The 23,375-nt window shown below is 41.2% G+C and carries 21 protein-coding genes; 9 read left to right on the top strand and 12 right to left on the bottom strand.

From position 1 onward, the window contains the following. Positions 1–15: 15 nt before the first annotated feature. Positions 16–327, bottom strand: coding sequence for a metalloregulator ArsR/SmtB family transcription factor (locus MKY83_RS02145; protein ID WP_185108327.1), 312 nt, complete (start codon positions 325–327; stop codon positions 16–18). Positions 328–449: 122 nt separating this feature from the next. Between MKY83_RS02145 and MKY83_RS02140 the strand changes: the two genes are divergently transcribed. From MKY83_RS02140 to MKY83_RS02120, 5 genes are all read left to right on the top strand, one after another. Next, a complete protein-coding gene (locus tag MKY83_RS02140; RefSeq protein ID WP_185108325.1) occupies positions 450–824 on the top strand; it encodes a hypothetical protein in 375 nt (124 codons plus the stop codon). Positions 825–961: 137 nt separating this feature from the next. Then, on the top strand, positions 962–1,828 hold the full coding sequence (locus MKY83_RS02135; protein WP_254110916.1) for a TetR/AcrR family transcriptional regulator: 867 nt from the start codon (positions 962–964) through the stop codon (positions 1,826–1,828). A gap of 16 nt (positions 1,829–1,844) precedes the next feature. Beyond that, complete coding sequence (locus tag MKY83_RS02130) at positions 1,845–3,278, top strand: MDR family MFS transporter (RefSeq protein WP_185108321.1); 1,434 nt, start codon at positions 1,845–1,847, stop codon at positions 3,276–3,278. A gap of 173 nt (positions 3,279–3,451) precedes the next feature. Further along, entirely contained in the window at positions 3,452–4,828 is a 1,377-nt protein-coding gene (locus MKY83_RS02125; protein ID WP_185108319.1) for an aspartate kinase, read from the top strand. Positions 4,829–4,982: 154 nt separating this feature from the next. Then, positions 4,983–5,828: a GAF domain-containing protein gene (locus MKY83_RS02120; RefSeq protein ID WP_340908865.1), complete on the top strand. Its 846-nt coding sequence runs from the start codon at positions 4,983–4,985 to the stop codon at positions 5,826–5,828. A 55-nt stretch (positions 5,829–5,883) separates the two neighbouring features. On the opposite strand, the gene MKY83_RS02115 is transcribed toward MKY83_RS02120, so the two are convergent. The 8 genes from MKY83_RS02115 to MKY83_RS02080 all read right to left on the bottom strand — a co-directional run bounded on the left by MKY83_RS02115 (position 5,884) and on the right by MKY83_RS02080 (position 14,506). Then, entirely contained in the window at positions 5,884–7,218 is a 1,335-nt protein-coding gene (locus tag MKY83_RS02115) for an MmgE/PrpD family protein (RefSeq protein ID WP_185108317.1), read from the bottom strand. Continuing rightward, entirely contained in the window at positions 7,209–8,366 is a 1,158-nt protein-coding gene (locus tag MKY83_RS02110) for an amidohydrolase (protein ID WP_185108315.1), read from the bottom strand. The genes MKY83_RS02115 and MKY83_RS02110 overlap by 10 nt, the downstream gene beginning before the upstream one ends. Before the next feature lie 33 nt (positions 8,367–8,399). Then, on the bottom strand, positions 8,400–9,146 hold the full coding sequence (locus MKY83_RS02105; protein ID WP_044140499.1) for an amino acid ABC transporter ATP-binding protein: 747 nt from the start codon (positions 9,144–9,146) through the stop codon (positions 8,400–8,402). Between the two features lie 12 nt (positions 9,147–9,158). Beyond that, positions 9,159–9,833 carry an amino acid ABC transporter permease gene (locus MKY83_RS02100; protein WP_003214174.1) on the bottom strand — a complete coding sequence of 225 codons (675 nt, stop codon included), beginning with the start codon at positions 9,831–9,833 and terminating at the stop codon, positions 9,159–9,161. Between the two features lie 24 nt (positions 9,834–9,857). Further along, positions 9,858–10,652, bottom strand: coding sequence for an amino acid ABC transporter substrate-binding protein (locus MKY83_RS02095; RefSeq protein ID WP_113768556.1), 795 nt, complete (start codon positions 10,650–10,652; stop codon positions 9,858–9,860). Positions 10,653–10,674: 22 nt separating this feature from the next. Next, positions 10,675–11,178 carry a GNAT family N-acetyltransferase gene (locus tag MKY83_RS02090; protein ID WP_340908855.1) on the bottom strand — a complete coding sequence of 168 codons (504 nt, stop codon included), beginning with the start codon at positions 11,176–11,178 and terminating at the stop codon, positions 10,675–10,677. 17 nt (positions 11,179–11,195) lie between these two features. Then, complete coding sequence (locus MKY83_RS02085) at positions 11,196–12,521, bottom strand: LLM class flavin-dependent oxidoreductase (protein ID WP_342490541.1); 1,326 nt, start codon at positions 12,519–12,521, stop codon at positions 11,196–11,198. A gap of 200 nt (positions 12,522–12,721) precedes the next feature. Further along, entirely contained in the window at positions 12,722–14,506 is a 1,785-nt protein-coding gene (locus MKY83_RS02080) for a right-handed parallel beta-helix repeat-containing protein (protein WP_342488026.1), read from the bottom strand. A gap of 262 nt (positions 14,507–14,768) precedes the next feature. Here MKY83_RS02080 and MKY83_RS02075 point away from each other — a divergent pair, with 262 nt between their 5' ends. After that, positions 14,769–16,262: a peptide MFS transporter gene (locus MKY83_RS02075; RefSeq protein WP_113768554.1), complete on the top strand. Its 1,494-nt coding sequence runs from the start codon at positions 14,769–14,771 to the stop codon at positions 16,260–16,262. A 182-nt stretch (positions 16,263–16,444) separates the two neighbouring features. Here the strand turns inward: MKY83_RS02075 and uxaC are convergent, their stop codons facing one another. From uxaC to MKY83_RS02060, 3 genes are all read right to left on the bottom strand, one after another. Beyond that, on the bottom strand, positions 16,445–17,869 hold the full coding sequence (gene uxaC / locus MKY83_RS02070) for a glucuronate isomerase (protein ID WP_106066483.1): 1,425 nt from the start codon (positions 17,867–17,869) through the stop codon (positions 16,445–16,447). An 82-nt stretch (positions 17,870–17,951) separates the two neighbouring features. Then, a complete protein-coding gene (locus MKY83_RS02065; RefSeq protein ID WP_106066484.1) occupies positions 17,952–19,049 on the bottom strand; it encodes a Gfo/Idh/MocA family oxidoreductase in 1,098 nt (365 codons plus the stop codon). A 58-nt stretch (positions 19,050–19,107) separates the two neighbouring features. Continuing rightward, positions 19,108–20,274 carry a Gfo/Idh/MocA family oxidoreductase gene (locus tag MKY83_RS02060; RefSeq protein WP_217012728.1) on the bottom strand — a complete coding sequence of 389 codons (1,167 nt, stop codon included), beginning with the start codon at positions 20,272–20,274 and terminating at the stop codon, positions 19,108–19,110. A 356-nt stretch (positions 20,275–20,630) separates the two neighbouring features. On the opposite strand from MKY83_RS02060, the gene MKY83_RS02055 reads away from it, so the two are divergent. Genes MKY83_RS02055 through MKY83_RS02045 form a run of 3 tightly spaced genes read left to right on the top strand, consistent with a single transcriptional unit; the run spans position 20,631 to position 23,292 of the window. Then, positions 20,631–21,308, top strand: a complete 678-nt coding sequence (locus MKY83_RS02055; RefSeq protein ID WP_113386708.1) for a GntR family transcriptional regulator — start codon at positions 20,631–20,633, stop codon at positions 21,306–21,308. 38 nt (positions 21,309–21,346) lie between these two features. Next, complete coding sequence (gene uxuA / locus MKY83_RS02050) at positions 21,347–22,444, top strand: mannonate dehydratase (protein ID WP_106066487.1); 1,098 nt, start codon at positions 21,347–21,349, stop codon at positions 22,442–22,444. Continuing rightward, positions 22,438–23,292, top strand: coding sequence for an SDR family oxidoreductase (locus MKY83_RS02045; RefSeq protein WP_106066488.1), 855 nt, complete (start codon positions 22,438–22,440; stop codon positions 23,290–23,292). Before uxuA ends, MKY83_RS02045 begins: the two co-directional genes overlap by 7 nt. Positions 23,293–23,375 lie beyond the last annotated feature (83 nt).

Here is a 23,375-nt window from a genome sequence, read left to right as displayed (position 1 = left end):
TACTAGACAGCTGGCTTACCACCGCTCTTTATCTACGGCTAAAATGGATGACACGAGTCCAGGAAAAGCGGTTTCGATGTCTTCTGTTCTTAAAGAATAGTAGCGGTGTTTTCCGTCAATTCTCACTTTCACGATGCCTGCCTCCCTCAGCACTTTGAAGTGATGAGAAAGCGTGGATTTGGCAATATTCATTTCATACGTGCCACATGTCCTCTCGCCTGCTTCTGCTAAGCAGCGGACAATTTCTAACCGGATTGGATCGGCCAATGCGTGCATCACAGAAATCAGTCTCATGTCTTCTTGGGTTGGATGGATTGGATTATTCATACGATAAATGTATCGTATTTTGTGCCAACATACAATCTCCTTACTCGCCTCAAAAAGTAACGATACATCCTTCGGAAACGACTATGACCATATAATAGCTTTCTTGAAGGGAAGGACCTCATTTGACACGAAAGATCTGGACTTACTTATGTATGATGTTACTCGCCATTTGCTTATGTGGATGCCAATCCGTTCGGTATGCCGATTCTAAACCACCTAGTGCAGAAGAGTTATTAGCTCTCGATGAACAGGCAGATTTATTTCAATGGGAAGAAACTGTCTATGAAGCAAATGTAGATTGGACCTATCAACTAACCGTCACTAAAGATCAGCAATTAGGTGTGATTCAGAAAACAGCTGCCGAACATTTTAATCACGGCACAGCTTCCCAGCTGAAAAAAGGGACAGCGATTTACTCTGTAAAGGAGCGAAAAGACCTTTTGATCGCCGAACTTAACGGTCAAATCATCATATATGCCGCACATGCGGAAGGATAAAACACCTGTCATAAGATAGGTGTTTTTTAAGTTTCTTTTCTTGTCATAGGTCATTGGTTTTGTTATCATTGCAAAAGTGACCACTCGGTTTCCATTGTGACCATATGGTTTTGCCGAATCGGAAAGGACTTATGAAGATGAACGAAAAGCAAGAAGAGATTTTGCGAGTTTCAAAGAAATTATTCTCTCAAAAAGGCTATATGAGTGTCTCCATGCAGTCAATTGCCGATGCCTGTAAAATATCAAAAGCGTCTATTTATAAACTGTTTGATTCAAAGGAAGCTCTTCTATTAGAACTGATTAAATACAATCAGTGCAAAATGAGAGAGATTTCTCAAATCATTCATTCAGAAACAACGCTGTCCAAAAAGGAAAAATTCACAAAGAAGATCAAGCTTGAGCTTGAAGAGTTTAAAGAGAATCATAAATTTTTGAATATGCTGTCCTTTGAAGCTTTTTCACAGCATTCACCCATTGTGATTAAGCATTTACGTGAGACACGCTCCATTATCATGCAGCGGCACAGAGACATTATTTTAAGCACATATGGTGAATCTGTTGCGCCTTACGTCTGGGATCTTGTGATTGTTCTCAACGGATTAATGAGAGAATTCATCTTAATGCTGGCCATCGAGCGCAAGAACATCCAATTAGAAAATGCCGCAGAAATGATTATCGGCGTGATGGACCGTGTGTCGAAAAAGCCTTGCTCTATTGAGCCTGTGCTAACAGATCAGCTGATGGACTCTTATTTGCTTTCCACACAGGACGAATATGATGAAGAAAAGCTTGTCATCTCGTACTTAACAAAGATCAAACAAGAGCTTCACACACTGTCAAACGGGGAAGAAAAGGACGATCTCCTCTCTGCGTTTGAACTGCTAAGTGAAGAATTATCAAAGGACCAACCGAGAACCTTTTTAATCAGTTCACTACTCGATTATTTAGGCAAAAGCAGCGTTTTATCACAAAACGTGTCACAGCTGAAAAGCATCATCTTATAGATAAAGAAGGGATAACATGAACCAATCTACAACATCGTATAATCGATCTGTGATTGTGGGGATTTTCCTCGTTGGGGCATTCGTCGCGATTTTAAACCAAACGCTACTCATTCCAGCGATCCCACATATCATGGAGGAATTCAATATTGATGTCAGCAAAGGACAGTGGCTCACAACTGCCTTTATGCTGACAAACGGGATTCTCATCCCGATCACGGCTTTCTTAATTGAGAAATTTTCAAGCCGTTCTTTAGTTTTAACAGCGCTTAGTATCTTTACAGCCGGTACCATTCTTGCTTCATTCGCAACGAATTTCCCTGTATTACTTGCAGCGCGTATTGTGCAGGCAGCTGGCGCAGGGATTTTAATGCCGCTGATGCAAACGATCTTTTTAACCATTTTCCCGAAAGAAAAACGGGGTCAGGCAATGGGCATGGTCGGACTTGTCATATCTTTCGCACCAGCTCTTGGACCGACACTTGGCGGCTGGATTGTTGATTCCTTCAGCTGGAAGTTCTTGTTCTATATTGTTCTGCCAATCGGTATCATTGATCTTATTCTTGCTTTCTTCTTAATGAAAAATGTAACGCAACAAAGAGAGGCACGTATTGATGTTTTATCTGTCATCTTGTCGTCCTTCGGTTTCGGCGGGCTGCTTTACGGATTTTCTAGTGTTGGCACATATGGCTGGACGAGTGCCACCGTCCTCATATCACTGATTGTCGGCGCTGTGAGCTTGTTCTTCTTTATTCTACGCCAGTCGAATTTGACAAGACCGATGCTTGAATTTGGTGTCTTTAAGTTTGCGATCTTTAGCTTAACGACCTTCCTTGGGATGCTTGTCTTTGCTTTATTGATTGGGACAGAGACGATTCTGCCGCTCTATACGCAGAATGTTAGAGGATTGTCTGCTCTTGATACAGGGCTTATCTTACTGCCAGGTGCTCTCTTTATGGGACTCCTCTCACCAATTATTGGACGGATTTTTGATAAAGTCGGCGGAAAAGGGCTGGCATTAGGCGGGTTTACGATACTTACCGTGACAACCTTGCCATTTATGCTGCTCACCCTTGATTCATCCATCGCCCTCATTACGGTCGCTTACACACTGCGCTTAATTGGGGTTGGGATGATCATGATGCCGCTGACAACAGCAGGTATTAACTCTTTACCGCCTCATTTGATCCCGCATGGGACAGCGATGAATAACACGATGAGACAAGTGGGTGGTTCCATTGGGACGGCAGTGCTTGTCTCCATCATGAGCAGCTCTGCTGCAAATGCAGATTTGGCCAGTCCATTAAAATCAGCCGTTCACGGCATGAACACATCATTTATCGTGTCTGGTTTGATTGCGGTCCTTGGGCTTGTCCTCTCCTTTTTCTTAAAGGAAAAACGCGAGAATAAAGTGATGAAACAGGAGCTATCTTCCTCCTCATCTTCTTCATAAGAATAAGAGTCGGCATATGGCCGGCTCTTTTTTCATATACTCGCGCTATATCGTCCTCCCCTAAAATACATTTGTATTTCTAGTGAAGAAAAACCTTGATAATTTGAAGAAAAGAGTTGATAATAGGAACTATTCAATTTGTGAGAAAATTTTCACTATAGGAGATGTATGCTTTGAAGGTCGTTAAATTTGGTGGCAGTTCACTTGCATCTGGCAAGCAGCTGCAAAAGGTATTTGACATTGTAACAGCAGATCCAGCTCGAAAAGCAGTCGTTGTTTCCGCACCAGGAAAACGGCATTCAACGGATACGAAGGTCACCGATCTATTAATTAGCTGTGGTGAGCAATATTTACGTTTAGGCGAAGCACACGATTTACAGGAAGCCGTCATTGAACGGTATGCCTCTATTGCGGATGAACTTGGATTAAGTCATGACGTGATTGACACCATCCGGCAAGATCTAGATGCCCTCTTACAGGCTGATACGTCTCATCCTGAGCGATATCTTGATGCCATCAAGGCAAGCGGTGAAGACAATAACGCAAAGCTCATTGCCGCCTATTTCCGCTATCAAGGTGTCGAAGCCCACTATGTAAACCCAAAAGAAGCCGGTTTATTTGTGAGCGATGAGCCTGGTCAAGCGCAAGTCCTTCCGGAGTCATACGATCATTTGTATAAATTAAGAGAGCGCTCTGGCATCATCATCTTCCCTGGCTTTTTTGGCTTTAATCTATCGGGAGATATCGTCACCTTTTCTCGCAGCGGCTCCGATATTACCGGCTCGATTTTGGCAAATGGTTTGAAGGCAGATGTGTATGAAAACTTTACAGATGTGGATGCTGTCTATGCTGTCAATCCAACGATCGTTCATGAGCCGAAGGAGATTACAGAGCTAACGTACCGGGAAATGCGCGAGCTATCCTATGCTGGTTTTTCCGTGTTCCATGATGAAGCACTCATTCCGGCCTTCCGTGCAGGCATTCCAGTACAGATTAAGAACACCAATAATCCCTCGGCAAAAGGCACAAAAATTGTGAACCAGCGGGATCATACAAATGGACCCGTTGTCGGAATCGCTTCAGATAGCGGATTTTGCAGCATTTATATTAGCAAATATTTGATGAACCGAGAAGTCGGTTTTGGGCGTAAGGTGCTGCAAACGCTAGAGGAATATGGGCTTACGTATGAGCACGTCCCTTCTGGCATTGATGATATGAACATTATTTTAAGGCAGGATCAACTGGAGGAGCAGCATATTGAACAAGAGCTACTCGATCGCTTAAAGCTTGTGCTTGATGCAGATGAGGTCGTATTAGAGCCGAATCTCTCCCTCATTATGGTTGTAGGAGAAGCGATGCGTCACAATGTTGGCACCACAGCAAGAGCAGCAAAGGCGCTGTCAAAAGCGAAGGTCAATATTGAAATGATCAATCAAGGTTCTTCCGAGGTCAGCATGATGTTTGGCGTCAAAGCGGCTCAAGAAAAAGAAGCCGTTCAAGCGTTGTATGAGGAATTTTTCTCTATGTCTACTGTCCCTGTCTCTCTTTAATCAGCAGGCTGCCAGATCTCAGGATCGGCAGTCTTTTTTGTTCTCACCCGATTCACATATTAAAGTATATCTATTTCTCGTTTGATTTTGTATGATAGAGACAAACCAACTATTGTTCCGGCCTATGATCGGAGCTACAAGGAGTCCTAAAACAATGCCTCGTCAACAACTATTAAAACAGTTTCGCAATTTTCATGATGCTTCTACGAGTATTTTAAATATGATGAGTCAATTCACTGATGTAAATACACTGTTTATTGCTAAAAACGATCAAACCACCAATCAGATTGTCAAGGTGCTAAATCATAATGAGCAGCTTCTTGAAGAAGGAGAAGAAATTCCTTACGAGAAGACATTTTGCAAACTGGCGGTCGATCATCAGGATACGCTTGTGATTCCTGATATATCATTGGATGATCGTTCTAAATACTTAGAAGTCACGAAACGTCTTCAAGGCGGATCATTCATCGGAGTGCCGATTAATTTTACAGATGGCACAAACTACGGAACGATTTGCGGGCTTGATCTAAGACCACAGCAATTCACAGAAGAGCATGTGCATATGTTTGAAACGATGGCTTCTCTATTAAGCTACGTCCTGGAACTAGACCGTGCCAACCGGCAGATTCAGCAATTATCTGTACCGATCGTCCCAGTTGTTGACGGTGTTGCCGTGCTTCCTCTCCTAGGTGATATCGAAGAGACACGTGCTCAGCATATATTAGAAACCATTTTACAGGAAAGCTATAGGCTGTCGCTCTCTCATTTGGTCATTGATGTATCGGGAACAAAACGCCTGAATGAACAGAGCATTCAATATTTGGTCAGCTATGCACAAACGCTGAGACTTTTAGGGATTTCAGCTGTTCTAACAGGGATTAAGCAAGACCTTGCTTTAAGTGCGATTCAATCGAATATTTCATTTAAAGACATCACCATTCGGAAGGACTTGCCGCAGGCACTTGCTCATATTGGCTTGACGTTTACCAAAATGGAATAAGAAATGATACTCAAAAAGGGCTAAATAAATTTTAGCCCTTTTTCTTCTTTTTAAATCATGCCAACTGCTGCAAATAAGAAGAATCGTTCCCGTCTTCAATAACTTGTGAAACCTTCTGTGCATGTGATGCGTCTGTGACACTGTTTAATTTTTGCATGATGTCTTCTTTCGATAGTGCATGGCCTGGTGCTCCGCGCGGAATATCGACTCGTTTGCTGATGATGGTGCCATCAGATAAGGTAAGCTTCACAATCGTAAAGCGACCTTTCGGGACAGCGTCTGGATGGGGTTCTATCGTTTGATCATATTCTCTAATCACCCGCTTCATCCATGTGCGCATGTGTGATGGAATGGTTTTTTTCGTAAAGTGATCCAGCGTTAGCGTCTGTCCATACACGGCAAGTGCGATCACATATTCAACACTGAATCGTCCTTCTTCTCCAGTCGAAGGTGCCCGCTCAATAAGCGCTGCATCTCCGCCAGGCGGGAATAGGACATCTACTTGTTTCACCTGCTCCGGTAAGAAAGTACGCTCTTTCATTAATGCTAGGATCGCATCGGCTGCATGATGCGCAGCTGAACAGAACGGGTATACTTTGAACCATAGCCCTGGCGAGACAATACGCCACGTTGTACCATACCCCTCTAGTAAACGACTTTCCGCACGCTCCTGATCTCCATAGAGAGAAAAGAAACCGAGCGCACCATCAAGAACCGATTCATTCCCGCCAAAACCTGAACAAGCTAAGTCCATAGACCAGACGGCTGTTCTAGCCGCTAAGCCGGCTTGTAATGGTTTCATATCAGAGCCGAATTGCTTTCGCATTCCAGCAGATTGCGCTCCAGCAAAGCCGATTGCCTTCATCAGCTCTTCCTGCGAAACCTTTTTTAAATACCCAATGGCACATACTGCCGCAATGGCTCCGAGGGTTCCGGTATTATGCCAGCCCCGTTCATAATGCGCCTTGCCGATGGATTCGCCAAGCCTTGCCATCACTTCAACGCCTGTGATGTAGGCTGCTAAAAATCGATCGCCATACCCTTGACCGTCTGTCAGCTGTGAAAGCAATGCTGGGATGATCACCGCACTCGGATGCCCTCTCACATCTGAATGCACATCATCATAATCAAGGGCGTGGATCAGGTAGCCGTTCAGCATGGCTGCGGATTGACGGCTGACCTTCTTCCCTTGTCCAATGACAGGAATTTGAGCTGCTCCGCCTTCTTGTTCCACCAGTGCCATGAGCTTTTGAATTCCTTCATCCTCTTTCGCAGCAAGCGCTGCTGCCGCAGCATCTAACAGACCATTTCTAGCCATTTCTACCGCCCGCTGATCTTGAAGTGGATGAGCAGACAGTACAGCCTCTGCCAGTTGTTTTGTTAGTTCCATGATCGTGACTCCAATGCCCGAACAGCAAGCTCGGCAAAGAAGGCAGCGGCAACAGGGAGTGCGCCTTCATTTAACGTAAAGGCAGGGTGATGCCATTCCTCCGTACCGCTTGTCCCCATCCATACGAAAAAGCCTGGAATGTGTTCTTGATAAAGGGCAAAATCTTCTCCGCCCGGTGACTGCTCTGCCTGAACTACTGTGAGATCCAGCGCACCTGCCGCTTCTTCGACCACCTTTGTCAAACGATCGTCATTTAACACAGAAGGCAAATACGGATGCCATCTCACATCACCTTTCGCCCCAAATCCCTCGGCAATCCCACTCACGATTTGTTTCATGAGATCGGGAATCATCGCTCTCACTTCAGGCTCAAACGTCCGAACGGTTCCTTCCATCTCAACACGATCAGGAATCACATTCCATGATGTACCGCCTTGAATGCGTGTGATACTGACGACTGCATGATGCAATGAGCTGATGCGGCGGCTGACAATTTGCTGAAGAGCACTTGTGATCTGCCCGCTGATGGCAATCGGGTCCACCGTATGATTCGGAATACCTGCATGACCACCCGTTCCTTTAATATTGATTTCAAACCGGTCTACACTTGCCATCAACGCTTTTTCTCTAATGCCTATAGTGCCAACTGGCAGGTCAGGTTTGTTGTGCATACCAAAAATCGCATCCACTCCATCTAAAACGCCTGCCTCTATGACATGTTTCGCTCCTTGCGCGACTTCCTCAGCCGGCTGGAACAAAATGCGGACCGTTCCTTTGATCTCGTGTTTCCGTTCTTTTAATAAAAGAGCCGCTCCAAAGATAGAAGCTGTATGAAAATCATGACCGCAAGCATGCATTTTCCCCGGTACCTTTGAGGAAAATGGTTCGCCAGATGCTTCTTCAATCGGAAGTGCATCAATATCAGCCCTCAGGGCAATCGTTGGCCCCTCTTGTTCTCCTTTGATTTCACAGACAACACCTGTTTGAAGAGCTGGAAAATCGAGTACGGTAATTCCTTCTTCTTCTAACCAGCCGCGCAGTTTTTTAGTCGTTTCATGTTCTTCAAATGCCAGCTCTGGATGCTCATGAAGCGCTCGGCGAATGTTAATTAAACGTTTGTTTAAAGCATCATTTCCTAATGATTTCACTGATACTCACCCCTCTAAAGAGTAAAAAGCAGCTTATGCTTCTTCAGCCGCTGCTTCTTTTTGAATAAATCGTTTTGTCCGTTCATTCTTCGTTTCATCAAATAGCTCAGTTGGTGTGCCCTGTTCAATAATATGACCATCCGCCATGAAAATCACATGGTCTGCCACTTCTCTAGCAAACGTCATTTCGTGTGTGACGATGATCATCGTTGTTTCTTGAATCGCAATGGACTTAATGACTTGAAGCACACCTGAGACAAGCTCTGGATCAAGCGCTGACGTTGGTTCATCGAGTAAAATCGCATGTGGATCAACCGCTAATGCGCGGGCAATCCCGATTCGCTGCTGCTGTCCGCCAGATAACGTGACTGGATAGCTGTCAGCCTTTTGCTCTAATCCTACCTGCTTCAGCAGCTTCATTCCTATCTCATTTGCCTGCTGCTTCGTCATTTTTTTCGTCACAAGCAGTGATTCTGTGATATTTTGCAGTGCTGTCTTGTTTTTAAATAAATTATAGTTTTGAAACACCATGGCCGTTTGTTGACGCAGGTGATGGGCTTCTTTTCGTGTATATTTAGACGCATCGAGCTTCGCATCGCCAATTTCAATCGTGCCTTCATCTGGTATTTCTAATAAATTTAAGCAGCGCAGCAAGGTGGATTTACCGGAGCCAGAAGGTCCGATAATGGCCACAACCTGCCCTTTTTGCACATCGAGATTGATTCCGTCTAAGACGACAAGGTCGCCGAATGATTTCTTCAAATTGGTGAGCTTGATCATGTCCACACCTCCTTAATTCCGGTAAGGTTTGCTAATTTTTCGTTCAAATAGGTCTTGAAGGAAGCTATAAATGATGGTCATCACCCAATACACAATCCCTACAGCTAAATAGGTTTCAAAGTATTTATAGTTCGCCGACGCAATCATCTTCCCTTGTGCAAACATTTCTGCCACACCAATCGTAAAGGCAAGAGATGTTTCTTTTAAAAGACCGATAAAGGTATTTCCCGTTGCTGGAATGGCATTTCTAATTGCCTGCGGGAAAATAATTCTCACGTAAGACTGCCATCTTGTCATGCCGACAGATAGACAAGCTTCCAGTTGCCCTTCATCTACAGAATTAAGGGCCGCTCTGAAAATTTCTGCTAAGTATGCTGAGTTTTTAATACTTAATCCGATAATGACCGCTGTTAGGGCATCCATTGAGGTCATCGCAGGGAATAGCTGCGGAAGACCAAAATAAATGAGAAAGAGCTGAACCAAGGTTGGAACCGCTCTGAAAAAAGAAATATACAGCTTGGCAAATTGGTATAAAACAGGTATCCGGTTTTTCGTAATGAGAGCGAATACCACACCAATGATAATGGCAAATACCATGGAGACAATCGCCATGAAGATCGTTATCGGCAAGTATTGGATCAATGTCGGAAAAACCGTCACCATATACTGCCAATCAATTTTGTTCATGTCTGCTCTTCACCGCCGCTGTCGTTATTTTTTAATTGGCACTGTGACATCGTCTTTGAAATACTTCTCAGACAATTTCTTAAGTGTCCCGTCTTCTCTTAATTCTTTGATCGCTTTGTTAAATTCTTCTCTTAGCTTGTCATGCTTTTTATCTTTGGCAAATGGGTAGCCTACTTCTTCATACACAATTGGGTTGCCAACGATTTTGAGAGGCAGACCTGTTTTTTCAATTTGAGCAAGTAATACACTGCGTCCGTTGACATAAGCATCTACACGGCCATTTGCCACTTCATTTAAGACACCGTCTTGCGTTTCATATGTTTTAATATTGATTTTTTTGTCCGGATCTTTGCTCTCTAAGTTTTTGGCGTGGTTAGAGCCAAGAACCGCGGCCACTGTTTTTCCTTTTAAATCATCAAGACCTTTGATGTCGTTGTTGTCCTTTTTCACGATGATTTGTGTTCCTGCGTAAGCGTACGTATCAGTAAAGTTAAACGTTTGTTTACGCTCATCTGTGACTGCGACTTGGTTTGACACTGTATCCAGCTTACCAGATGTCAGCTGCCCCATGAGTCCGCTGAATTCACTCAGCTGCCAGTCTAGTTTGTAGCCTAGTTTTTTTGCGATGGCTTCAGTTACTTCGACATCGAAGCCAACAAGCTTGCCATTGTCTTTATAAGCAAACGGATAGCTTTGCCCTGTGGCACCTACTTTCAACACTTTTTCGTCTTTGCCTTCACTCTGATTGTTACCGCCGCAAGCTGCTAAAACTGCCAACATTGCTGCAAATAGAACGACTAGCCACTTTTTGTTTTTCATGATCGTATACCCTTCTTTCCTCTTATGGTTGTGTGATATCTGACCTTAGTTGTTTTTTAAAATAAACCGTGATGTGACCCTTGCCTAAATCCTTTTCTCCTGCTCTGACGTAGCCTTTGCGCTCATACATGTCTATGAGCCACGGATGCTTATCAGCTGTACCAAGAGATACGTATGGCACCTTCAAGGTATCTCTTAACACTTCGGTTTCCACCCATTCCAGCAAGACAGAGCCTGTCCCTTTTTTGGCGGATGGTTCTGAGGCAAACCACCAAATATGAGGGACGCCGAACGGGCCTGGCTGTTCTCCCCAAGGCATACGGAGCGTCAAGGTAGATAGAAGCTCTCCGTTTTCTTCCATCACATAGCAAAGATTCTTTTGTACATTTTTTTGAACGAGAGCGAAATCAGCATGTGCTGCTTGGAACTGGATGCCGAGCTCACGAATTGGCTCATAGGCTCTTGTTGTCAGTTCAAGCAGCGCCTCTATATCTGCCTCTGTTGCCAGACGAAACGTGTATCCCAACGTTAGTCACCTCACCCTTATGTCGTGTAGCGATTTTTTGGCTGTGTTAATCCTAGATTTTCTCGTAAGGTTTGTCCTGTGTATTCTGTTTTGAATAAGCCTCTTTCCTGAAGGATTGGGACGACGCGGTCTACGAACATGTCCAGCCCTTCTGGCAATAGCGGCGGCATGACGTTAAAGCCGTCTGCTGCTTCTTCATTGATCCATGTTTCCATCACATCTGCGAGCTGCTGAGGTGTACCAATGAAAATATTATGACCACGAGAGCCGGCAACCGATTGATAGAGCTGGCGAATGGTCAGGTGATCCTTTCTCGCCATATTCATCACGAGATCAAAACGGCTTTTCACCGCATTTGACGTGCTTGGATCAATCTCTGGAAGCGGTCCGTCTAAAGGATACTGAGACAGATCAATCCCACCTAAGTAGTTTTGCAGAATGCTCAGCCCAATCTCAGGAACAATCAGCTCCTGTAATTCTTCATATTTCGCTTTGGCTTCTTCCTCTGTATCAGCAATAATCGGGAAGATCCCCGGCATGATGCTGACGTCCTCTCTAGCACGACCAGCAGCCTCTACTTTCTCCTTTAAGCTTTGATAAAATTCCTTCGCTTTTTCGAGATCGTTTTGTGCAGTGAAAATGAGTTCAGCTGTTTTCGCTGCAAGCTTTTGACCATCTTCGGATGATCCTGCTTGAATGATCACTGGCTGCCCTTGAGGCGTGCGTGATACGTTGAGAGGACCCCTTACTGAGAAGAACTCCCCTTTATGCTGGAGCTCATGAAGCTTACTAGATTCAAAGAATTCTCCCGTTTCCTTGTTTCTGACAAGGGAGTCTTCCTCCCAAGAATCCCAAAGACCTTTGACGACTTCAACGAACTCTTCTGCTCGCTCGTATCGTTTATGGTGTGCTAAATGCTCTTCGCCGCTAAAGTTTTTCGCTGTTTCTTCAATAGAAGATGTGACCACATTCCATGCCGCTCTTCCGCCTGATAAATGATCAAGGGAGGCAAACTGTCTTGCAATATGGAAAGGTTCACTGTATGTAGTGGATGCTGTTGCTGCTAAACCAATTGATGAAGTAGACTCAGCAATGGATGAAAGCAGGGTGAGCGGTTCAAATCTCGTGAGTACATTCGGATGAGAGGTTTGGTTAATGGATAAGCTGTCAGCTAAAAAGAGTAAATCCAGCTTTCCTTCCTCTGCTTTTTTCGCTAATTGTTTAAAATAATCAAGGTTCATGGCTGCATCTGATACGGCGTTCGGATGTCTCCAAGAGGCAACATGATGTCCAGTTCCTGCAATGAATACGCCTAGCTTGAGCTTCCTTTTCGGCTGTGACACTTGTTCTTCATCCTTTCTATATCCTGCTGTATCAAACTGAAGTCCTCAGAAGATACATTTTTCTGATTGAATTAATCGGTTTTATCAATAAAAAAAGGGCAAATGTTGCGAAAAATGAAAAATAATTATTACTATATGCCCTTTTTACAGGATTGTCAACCGCCTTCTGAACCTCCAAAATCAGAAATTTAACTCGTTCATCACGGTGTATCGATTTCAATATTTCCGATGAGCCGGTCTGTGGTATGTGTCACCAATTGACTGCGTTCAAGCATGTTATGGGCGATCACGGAATGAGTGGAAGAAATGGTGCGGACGGCAATCGCTTTTTGAGGAGACAAATTAATGATGTTATTCCGCAGCACACGGGCTGAGGCGGCTTGATCAATAAAGATCGCCGTCGGCTGTCCGAACGAACGATTTAAATAAAAGCGGTTATCTCCGATTTGTGGTGAACCGTTTTTAATATACATCACGACATATAAAGATGATTCTTCAAAGGAATTGTCTTTGATTTCTAATGGCCCCGTCGTGCTACTGTATACGGCGTAGTTTTGGTAGTGCTTAAAGCGATTATGCCAAATGAAAGCCTTTGCATTTCCAGTGACACTGATCGTATACGAAGACGCAAGCTCTGGGTGTCCCTCTTGAATAAAGTGATTGCCGTTGATTCCAGCTTCTCCATCCTGCACCCAGATCCCTCTGCTGAAATCTTTGAATTGATTGTGCTGGATCAGGATATTCGTTCCTCTCACCATCGCCCCATCGATCACCGAATAGATGGTATTGTTTGAAAAGACGACGCTATCCGATTGATAGATACGCAGTGCTGCGCTTCTTTGCCCTGTATTCGTCCCCGATTCAATATGATTTCCTTCTATTAGAATACGATTCGCCATATAAACGGACAAAGCCGCATCTTCAAATAGACTGATCTTATTCCCTGTAATGTGAACACTGTCGCCCCTCACATCAATCCCTTTTTCAAACCCTTCAATCATATTACCGATAATTATCACATTGTTTTCCGATTGATCAAGAGAGACACCTAAGCTCGTAATTCCTGCTTTTGTTACGCCTCCTCCTACTGCACGGATCAAATTGTTTGCAATGATTGTTTCGGTGGCAAAGCCATAGGAGATGCTACTGTCTGTATGATTGCCTTCGATGATGACACCATAGCCATTGAAGTTATAAATGGAGCTTGCGGCACCACCTCTTACAATGTTATTTCGAATTTGAATATTCAGTGGTTCCTCCATATTAACCGCGTTTTCTCCGTAGCCTTCAATATCAATGCCCATTCTTGGCTCGACTCCGTTTACTCCTGCTCTCTCCAGCAGACAGTCCTCCACAATGACCCCGTCACAGCCTGTAATCGAGATATTGTTTCGTCTTGAATCTGTGATGTGGCAGCCGGAAATATGAATAGATGAAGCAGGCGAGTATGATTCAGCTTGTGATAATAAACCGTGGGGACTGACAATAATGCCGTCTCCCGTACAATTCTTGATTTGCACACGGTTCACTTCCACATTAGAGGCCCCTTCAATACATATCCCAAAACCCCACTCATGGGTTTTTCGTTCAGGGGGAAGCAAGTTGTACACATGCTCATGGCGATCTCCTTCGATTCGCCCGCCCCGGATGGTCACATGCTGAACCTTTCCTATATAAAAGGCCGCATACCCCCATGAATTATTTGGTTTTACCTTAATCACGGCATCCGGCGCCATCTCAATGGTCATATGACTTGGCACACGTATACCCGCACCTCGGAAAGGAAAAAATCGATCCCCTCTGTACACTGCATCGATGACATACGTTCCGCTCGGCAGCCAGACGTGAGAATACCCCTGTGCTTTCGTCCATTGTAAGCATTCATTGAGCTTCGCTGTACAGTCCGTTTTCCCATCCGCCAGCACACCAAAATCTTGTACATTGACAACAGGCTTTTTTAGATCAGATTCATTCAATTCCCCCAACCTAAACCCCTCCTATTCACACATGTCCTCTTGTCATCCTATGCATGTGTAAAAGGTTTGCTTGTACAATCCTTCAAATTTTAAATAAATTCTTCCAATATAACTTTCTGACCATTCTTACTTGAAAGAATTTTTCGTTTTTTGAGTCTTTACGCCTATTTAACTAACATTTTCCTGTTTTAGAATAGTTTTATATTGACACAAGAACTATACAAGAATATCATTTTTCTCATATCTCTTTTTTTAAGAAAGGATCTATGCCATGTCTACAATTGACCACGATAAAATTGTTAAAAGTGTTCCTCAAAAAGGGTTTTTTGGACATCCTAAAGGACTTTACACACTGTTTTTCACTGAATTTTGGGAGCGTTTCTCTTATTACGGCATGCGTGCACTGCTTATTTACTATATGTACACAGAGGTGACAAAGGGCGGTCTTGGTTTTGATCAGACGACAGCCAATTCGATCATGTCTGTCTACGGTGCGCTTGTCTATATGTCAGGCATTATTGGCGGATGGCTCGCCGACCGGGTATTCGGTTCGTCCAGTACGGTCTTTTATGGCGGGGTGTTCATTATGCTTGGACATGTCATTTTGGCTTTGCCAAGCGGAGCAACAGCGCTCTTTATTAGTATGGGACTGATTATTATTGGGACAGGTCTTCTGAAGCCGAACGTTTCAAACATTGTTGGCGACCTGTATTCCAAAACAGACCCACGCAGGGATTCTGGCTTTAGTATTTTCTACATGGGGATCAACATGGGCGGTTTTATTGCCCCATTAATTGTCGGAACACTCGGTCAAAAAGTGAACTTCCACCTCGGATTCTCACTTGCTGCCGTTGGGATGCTTGTTGGACTGATTACATTTGTGATCACGAAAAAACCGAATCTTGGTCTTGCCGGTACTTTTGTAACAAATCCGTTATCAGCTACTGAACGCAAGAACTTCAAAATTTTCGGAACATTAATTGCCATTGTGCTCGCTGTTTTTGTCGTCATTGGCATTCAAACTGGCGCTCTTACGATTAATCTATTCACTTGGTTTGTCAGTGTTCTTGGGGTGCTTATTCCGATTGTGTATTTCATCGTCATGTATTTCAGTAAAAAGACGAGCCCAGTGGAGCAATCCAGGGTTCTCGCTTATATTCCATTGTTCCTTGCTGCGGTGATGTTCTGGGCGATTCAAGAACAAGGCTCAAACATTCTAGCCACATATGCAGATCAACGAACAAACTTGAATTTCCTTGGGATGACACTTGCCTCTTCATGGTTCCAATCATTGAACCCAATTTTCATTGTGCTCTTGTCTCCTGTGTTTGCTTGGTTGTGGATTAGACTAGGGAAAAAACAGCCATCTACCCCGATTAAGTTCTCACTTGGCCTTCTGTTTGCAGGATTATCCTTCATCATCATGATCATTCCTGCCTACATGTCTGGCCCGAATACACTTGTAAGTCCATTATGGCTCGTTCTGAGCTTCTTCCTTGTCGTGATCGGAGAGCTCTGCCTATCACCAGTTGGGCTGTCAGCGACAACAAAGCTTGCACCTGCTGCCTTCTCAGCGCAAACGATGAGCCTTTGGTTCCTTTCAAATGCGATGGCACAGGCGATCAATGCGCAAGTGGTCAAACTGTTTGATAAAGTGCCAGAAACCGTCTATTTCGGTATCATCGGATTGCTTGCCATCGTTTTATGCGGTGTGATGCTATTACTTACACCAGTGATTAAGAAAGCGATGAAAGGCGTTCATTAATAAAAAACTGGACATGAGTACATCATGTCCAGTTTTTTACTTTATTTATGATCAGTCTTCATTTAACCTAAAAAAATGTATTGCGTTTCTAAGTCATTGAATAATATCAATGACTATTTAACAAAAGAACTTAAATCAATCTGTTAATAAAAGTAATATCTTACTGTATTATTAATTCGTTTTCATTGGTACTGTCTCTCATTTATTTCAATGTTAAAATAATTCACGGCATTGTTATAACAAATATCTTTGACTATTTTTCCTATAAATTCGTAATCCCTTGGAAGCTCACCATTTTCTATCCAAGTCCCAAATAAATTACATAAAATTCTTCTGAAATATTCATGGCGAGGGAACGATAAAAAGCTTCTTGAGTCTGTAAGCATACCTACGAAAGTGCTAAGCAAACCTATATTAGATAATGTTTTCATTTGATCTAGCATGCCGTCTTTTTGATCATTAAACCACCACCCGGATCCAAATTGAATTTTTGCTCTGGTATCAGAAGACTGAAAATTCCCTATAGTAGAGGCCACAATAGCATTATGAACGGGATTTAAATTATAGATAATGGTTTTAGGTAAAAGGTTATCTTTGTCTAAGTCATTCAAAAAACCATTTAAATGTCTTGCTAGGTGGAAGTCAGACATAGAGTCGTACCCACTATCTTTTCCCGTTAACTTGAACATTCGTGTGTTATTATTCCTTAAAGCACCTATGTGTAATTGCATGGTCCAATGAAGAGAATGATATTTTTTACTCAGGTGAATAAGAGTGTTTGTTTTAAATTTATTTATATCCTCTTGGGATAGTGTTTTTCCTTGCAGCGCACGTACAAATATAGAAGACACTTCTTGTTCAGTAGCTGGTGAAAATGGAAATATTTCAAAACCATGATCAGAAATTCTGCATCCATTCGCGTGAAAATAATCAATTCGTGAATGTAATGAAGCGATAAAGTTTTCATATGTTAAAACAACGCCGTTGATTGACTCACCTAATTTTTCTATATAATTCACAAAATTTGATTGTTCAATATTTAAAGCATGATCCGGTCTAAATGTAGGTAGGACCCTAGTTGTAATTCCTACATCTTTACGTATGATTTGATGAATTTCTAAAGTATCGATTGGATCATCAGTAGTACATACAACTTTCACATTAAATTTTTCTAAAATTCCATTTGTGGACATGTTACTTTCATTTAATCTCTCATTACAGATATCCCAAACTTTATGTGCATTTTTTTCTGAGAACAACTCATTTATATTGAAATAACGACTTAATTCTAAATGTGACCAATGATAAAGAGGGTTTCCTATTGTATATGGAACAGTTTGGGCCCAAGCTAAGAATTTTTCCTTGTCACTTGCATTCCCCGTGATAAATCTTTCTTCTACGCCTAACCATCGCATAGCCCTCCATTTATAGTGATCTCCATTAAGCCAAATATCAGTCATATTTTCATATTTTTTGTTAATAGCAATGTCATCAGCCATTAAATGCGTATGAAAATCATAGATTGGCATATTTTTCGCGTAATCATGATAAAGAACTTTTGAACTTTCGTGATTAAGCATCATATCTTCGCTTAGGAATGTAGACAATATAGTCACCTCTATACTTATGTTTAGAAAATCTCAATTAAATGAAATAAGGTGTTATTAACAAAAATAACACCTCACTTTTTTAGATCTTACTTAATTCAAACTCCGTATTTACGTAGATTGCGTCTCGTTGTGCAATTAAGCATAGTTCTGCGGCTTTAAAAGTATGTTCTTGAGTCATAGCATTTTCAGTATCGTTTAAACAATCTAAAATAAGTTCACTAAAGTAAGGGAATCCTACTTCTCCATTTAGAGAAAAATGTTGCTCTGTATGTTGATTTACTAAGTATAAATGGTCTCCTATTTTATCCCTTGCTATGTCTACGTATTTGCGAATTTCAATATACCCATCTGTTCCAAGAATGAATGTGCGCCCATCCCCCCAAGTGCTAAGGCCATCAGGAGTCAGCCAGTCTACTCTAAAGTAGTTTGTAGCCCCATTATCAGCAATCAAAGTAGCATCGCCGAAGTCTTCCAATTCTGGATATTGATGATGTTTGTAATTGCCCACTTTACTATGTACAACTTTTGCATCTTTTGCGCCAGAATAGTAAAGGAATTGTTCAATTTGGTGACTACCAATATCACATAGAATACCTCCGTAATACTCCTTTTCAAAAAACCAGCTTGGTCTGCTTTCTACATTACTACGATGTGGGCCAGTTCCAAGAACTTGTACCACTTTTCCAATTGCTCCTTGTTCAATCAATTGACCAGCAAATACGGCACTCTCCACGTGCAAACGTTCACTATAATAAACAGCCCATTTAAGCCCCGTTTCAGCTGTTTTTTTGCGAGCAAGCTCCAATTGTTCTAACGTTGTAAATGGTGATTTATCCGTAAAGTAATGCTTACCACGATCTAAAACACGCAGTCCTAAATCACAGCGTTTAGATGTAATGGCTGCGCCTGCCACGAGCCTTACATCTGGATCTTCGAGAATTTCTTTCTCACTTTTGGCTACCTGTACCTCCGGATATGCTTTACAAAATTCTTGTACTTTTTTCTGATCATTATCATAAACCCATTTTAATGTAGCCCCAGCCTCGGTTAATCCATTGCACATTGCATAGATGTGTCCATGATCAAGACCTATAGCTGCTATTACGAATTGTCCTTCTGTAACGACAGGGGCACTTTTTCCCTTAGGAGCATAATTCATTCCATCACTTTTCTGCATGATTGTTCCTCCTCTAGCTAGCTTCCAGTTTATTTTTAATAATTTAATAACGTTAGACTCATAGTTTCTCGTAATTTCCTCCAACGGTTATCGTATCGTCTGAAAAATTTTCTACACTGCTTTGTTTTTCATAAAAATGCTTAACGTTCGCGAGCATGCCTTCACGTGTGTAAAAAGGATCGTCTGCTAAAAGTGGAAGCTTCACATTAACACCTAGGTTTTCAGATTTATAGATGGCTGTAATAAGTTCTAGTGTATTTCTTCCTTCTGTTCCATCAATCAGAAGCTTCTGGTTACCCTTGATAGCCATTAAAAAATTATTTATTTGTCCTTTATGCCCTTCAAATAGTAATTCCGGATATTGATTAAAAGCTTCCTGAATACGATTTTCTAAATCCTCATCATTTTTCTCTTGAGGAAACCCATTTTCTTTAGCTATTTGAGCATTTACTTTCCACGGGACAGATACTCTAGCTTTTTCACCTTGAAAAATCAGTTGTTGTTCTTCTCCATGATGGACAACAGAACTGGTTACTTGTGCTAAGCTACCATTTCCATAGCGAAGTACAGCAATAGAAAGGTCTTCAACCTCTGCATTATCATGCAGGGTATTACTAGTTGCTGCAAAAATGTCAGTCGGCAATCCTAACATCCATTGCAACATATCAATATGATGGACAGCATGATTAAGTGTACAACCTCCACCTTCTTTTTCCCATGTACCGCGCCACCATAAATCATAATAACTATGACCACGCCACCAAAAAGAATCCACTTGAGTATGAGCGATTTTTCCAATTAGGTTTTGATCAAGGACATGTTTTAATCTCATAATGGGAGTCATAAACCTGTTTTGAGCAACAACGGATAAAAGCTTCTGGCTTTCAATAGATGCTTTTATCATTTCGTCACATTCTTTTAGAGAAGAAGCCATAGGTTTTTCTACTAAGACATGTTTGCCTGCTTTAAGAAAATCGATAGCAATGGTTGCGTGCATATAAGGAGGTGTACAAATGGAAACGGCATCAATAGTAGGATCATTCAATAACTCTTGGTAGTTAGCGACAACTCGTGCTTCTAGGTTATATTTTGTTGCTGCAGACATTGCTTTTTCAGGATAAATATCAGCTAAAGCTACAATTTTACTGACTTCATGCATTGCAAGATAAGCCTCAATATGGGCAGTTGCAATAGATCCAGTTCCTATAATTGCGATGTTGGACATATCAATCTTTCCCTTCTGCAAGAAGATAAATTTTCACTTCTAATAATGAGATAGCGCTTTCAAAAAACTTAATGATTCACCTAACTGATAGATCAGAGTACCGTTCGTTTTATTAATATTCTAGTTATACTAGTATGGTAGATCAAAAACATTATAACTCAATCTTTTTGAATTTTGTATAGTTTTTTGAATTTTCTTTTTAATCTCCCACACTTTTATTATTGATCATGGCTTACATAGTTGGAATCATCAAGAGTTATAAATACTCACAGGACAAATAATCAGAAAAATTAAATTAGTGTCTACCATTCTAATGCACTTGTATGGTAGTATGTTAGAGAAAGGAGATTAGAATAATGAATATCGATTTTAAAAACCAAAACCTCTCTACGAGGGAACAAGTTTACAATATGCTAAAAGATCAAATATTAAGCCTGAAGCTTCCACCTGGGACAAATATTTCTGAAAAAGAAATATCCGTTCAATTTAATGTTAGTCGAACTCCTGTAAGAGAAAGCTTTTTAAAATTATCTCAAGAAGGATTATTAAGTATCTATCCTCAACGAGGTACATTTGTTTCTTTAATTGATTTGAACCTTGTGGAGGAAGCACGGTTTATGCGAGAACATCTCGAGAAGGCAGTGATTAGACTAGCCTGCCAGGAACCTTCTGAAGAGTTGATTATTGATTTAGATATGAATTTAAGTATGCAAAAAATTTGCGTTAAGAAAAAAGACTATAAAAAAATGTTTGAATTAGATGAGGAGTTTCATAGAACTATTTTCAAACGGTGTAAAAAAGAAAAAACATGGTTAGTTATTCAACAGATGAATGTACACTTTAATAGGAGTCGCATGTTAAGACTAGTAACAGATTATAATTGGGATAATATTTTTTCTCAACATGTAAATATCTTCAAAGCTATACAAGATCAAGATGCTGATAAAGCTGAAAAAATCATGGAAGAGCATTTGAAAATTGCACTTGTTGATAAAGAATTATTGAAGAAAGAATATCCAAATTATTTTAAATAAAAATAGGTTGTTACTTATATTTTTAGGGGTGATGGTAGATGAGGATGACATTTAGATGGTTTGGAGAAGGAAACGACACTATAACACTGGAACAAATAAACCAGATTCCAGGAGTGGAAGGAATTGTTTGGGCACTGCATGATGTGCCCGCAGGAGAAGAGTGGCCAATAGAAAGAATTGTAGAAATGAAAAAATTAGCTGATAAACATAACCTTCATATTGAAGTGGTTGAAAGCGTGAATGTTCATGAAGACATTAAGCTCGGACTTCCAACTAGAGATCGATACATAGAAAATTATAAGAAAACAATTCAGAAGCTAGCAAAGGTGGGTGTTAAAGTCATATGTTATAACTTTATGCCTGTATTTGATTGGATCCGTACAGACTTAAATAAAACACTTCCTGATGGCTCTACAGCTCTATTTTATGAACATAGTCGAATTAAAGATATTGATCCGAAAGACTTAGTAAATAAAATTAGTGAGAACTCCAGTTTAACCATGCCAGGTTGGGAACCAGAGCGGTTAAATCACCTCCACCAACTTTTTGAAGCCTACAAAAATATAACAGAAGATGATTTATGGGCCAACTTGAAATATTTTTTAGATCAGGTTATTCCAATTGCAGAACTTCATGATATTAAAATGGCTATTCATCCTGACGATCCACCTTGGCCTGTCTTTGGTCTACCGCGAATAGTAACTAACCAAAAAAACATCAGAAAAATTTTACAACTAAATAGTAGCCAATATCATTGTATAACGCTCTGTACAGGATCTTTAGGAGCAAACTTAGAAAATGATTTAGTTTCTATGATTCACGAATTTATTGATAGGATACCATTTACTCATATAAGAAATGTACGTGTATATGATAACGGGGACTTTGTTGAAACATCGCATCGATCAAAAGATGGATCAGTAGATGTTTCAGCCATTATACATGCTTATTATGAAAGCGGATTCAAAGGTTATTGTAGACCCGATCATGGAAGACACATTTGGGGTGAACAATGTAGGCCTGGATATGGTCTTTATGATAGAGCACTTGGAATTATGTATTTGTGGGGAGCTTGGGATGCATTAAAAAATAAACATTCTGTACTAAAAGAAGCAAAGGAGGAAGCTACATGGTAAACATACAAGAAAATAAAAATTTAGCTGGTAAAGTAGCTGCCATAACAGGAGGAAGTGGAGTACTTTGCAGCGCCATGGCAAAGGAACTTGCTAGACATGGCGTGTCTGTGGCTATTTTAAATAGAACAGTCGAAAAGGGTGAAAAGGTAGCCGAAGAAATTAACCTTATGGGCGGGAAAGCGATTGCGATTAAATGTGATGTTCTGAATAAAGATAGTGTTGAACAAGCCGAGAAGATTGTAACAGAGGAATTAGGCATGTGTACAATATTGATAAATGGAGCTGGTGGTAACCACTCCAGTGCAAATACAACCAACGAAATATTTCAAACAGAAGACCTTACTAATCCTAAGATAAATACTTTTTTTCATTTAAGTACAGATAGTGTGCAAAATGTATTTGATTTAAATTTTATGGGGACTTTCATTCCTACACAAATTTTCACTAAAAATATGGTTCATCAAAAGGGAGCAGTTGTCATCAACATGTCATCTATGAGTGCCCCTTCTCCAATGACCAAAGTGCCTGCTTATAGCGCGGCAAAAGCAGCAATTGAAAATTTCACCAAATGGTTAGCTGTTCATATGGCTGAGGCAGGAATTAGAGTAAATGCTATTGCACCGGGCTTCTTTTTAACCTCACAAAATAAAAACCTTCTCTTAAATGAAGAAGGAGATTATACAGAGAGGTCTCATAAGATTATTTCGAACACACCAATGAGAAGGTTTGGTACGCCAGAAGATCTTCTTGGTACCCTATTATGGCTTGTTGATGATCATATGTCAGCATTTGTTACCGGAGTGACAATTCCTGTTGATGGAGGTTTTATGGCGTATTCAGGTGTTTAATATTTTTATTTTTTTCCTTGTCATACATCTTTATTTTATATATTTTTTTAAATTTATAAGTAGGCTTGGAAAGGAGAAATAAG

This window comes from Bacillus sp. FSL M8-0266, assembly GCF_038613425.1.
GTDB classification, from domain to species: Bacteria; Bacillota; Bacilli; order Bacillales; family Bacillaceae; genus Bacillus; species Bacillus pumilus.
The sequence above is the reverse complement of the archived record's forward strand: the minus strand, read 5'-3'. Positions and strand labels throughout refer to the sequence as shown.

What these genes read in the sequence shown, in the direction of transcription:
- MKY83_RS02065 (WP_106066484.1), bottom strand. Translation starts at nt 19,049, where the DNA reads ATGCAGAAAAGTGATGGAATGAATTATGCTCCTAAGGGAAAAAGTGCC.
- MKY83_RS02055 (WP_113386708.1), top strand. Translation starts at nt 20,631, where the DNA reads ATGAATATCGATTTTAAAAACCAAAACCTCTCTACGAGGGAACAAGTT.
- MKY83_RS02120 (WP_340908865.1), top strand. Translation starts at nt 4,983, where the DNA reads ATGCCTCGTCAACAACTATTAAAACAGTTTCGCAATTTTCATGATGCT.
- MKY83_RS02135 (WP_254110916.1), top strand. Translation starts at nt 962, where the DNA reads ATGAACGAAAAGCAAGAAGAGATTTTGCGAGTTTCAAAGAAATTATTC.
- MKY83_RS02130 (WP_185108321.1), top strand. Translation starts at nt 1,845, where the DNA reads ATGAACCAATCTACAACATCGTATAATCGATCTGTGATTGTGGGGATT.
- MKY83_RS02105 (WP_044140499.1), bottom strand. Translation starts at nt 9,146, where the DNA reads ATGATCAAGCTCACCAATTTGAAGAAATCATTCGGCGACCTTGTCGTC.
- MKY83_RS02075 (WP_113768554.1), top strand. Translation starts at nt 14,769, where the DNA reads ATGTCTACAATTGACCACGATAAAATTGTTAAAAGTGTTCCTCAAAAA.
- MKY83_RS02045 (WP_106066488.1), top strand. Translation starts at nt 22,438, where the DNA reads ATGGTAAACATACAAGAAAATAAAAATTTAGCTGGTAAAGTAGCTGCC.
- MKY83_RS02115 (WP_185108317.1), bottom strand. Translation starts at nt 7,218, where the DNA reads ATGGAACTAACAAAACAACTGGCAGAGGCTGTACTGTCTGCTCATCCA.
- MKY83_RS02060 (WP_217012728.1), bottom strand. Translation starts at nt 20,274, where the DNA reads ATGTCCAACATCGCAATTATAGGAACTGGATCTATTGCAACTGCCCAT.
- MKY83_RS02095 (WP_113768556.1), bottom strand. Translation starts at nt 10,652, where the DNA reads ATGAAAAACAAAAAGTGGCTAGTCGTTCTATTTGCAGCAATGTTGGCA.
- uxuA (WP_106066487.1), top strand. Translation starts at nt 21,347, where the DNA reads ATGAGGATGACATTTAGATGGTTTGGAGAAGGAAACGACACTATAACA.
- MKY83_RS02100 (WP_003214174.1), bottom strand. Translation starts at nt 9,833, where the DNA reads ATGAACAAAATTGATTGGCAGTATATGGTGACGGTTTTTCCGACATTG.
- MKY83_RS02145 (WP_185108327.1), bottom strand. Translation starts at nt 327, where the DNA reads ATGAATAATCCAATCCATCCAACCCAAGAAGACATGAGACTGATTTCT.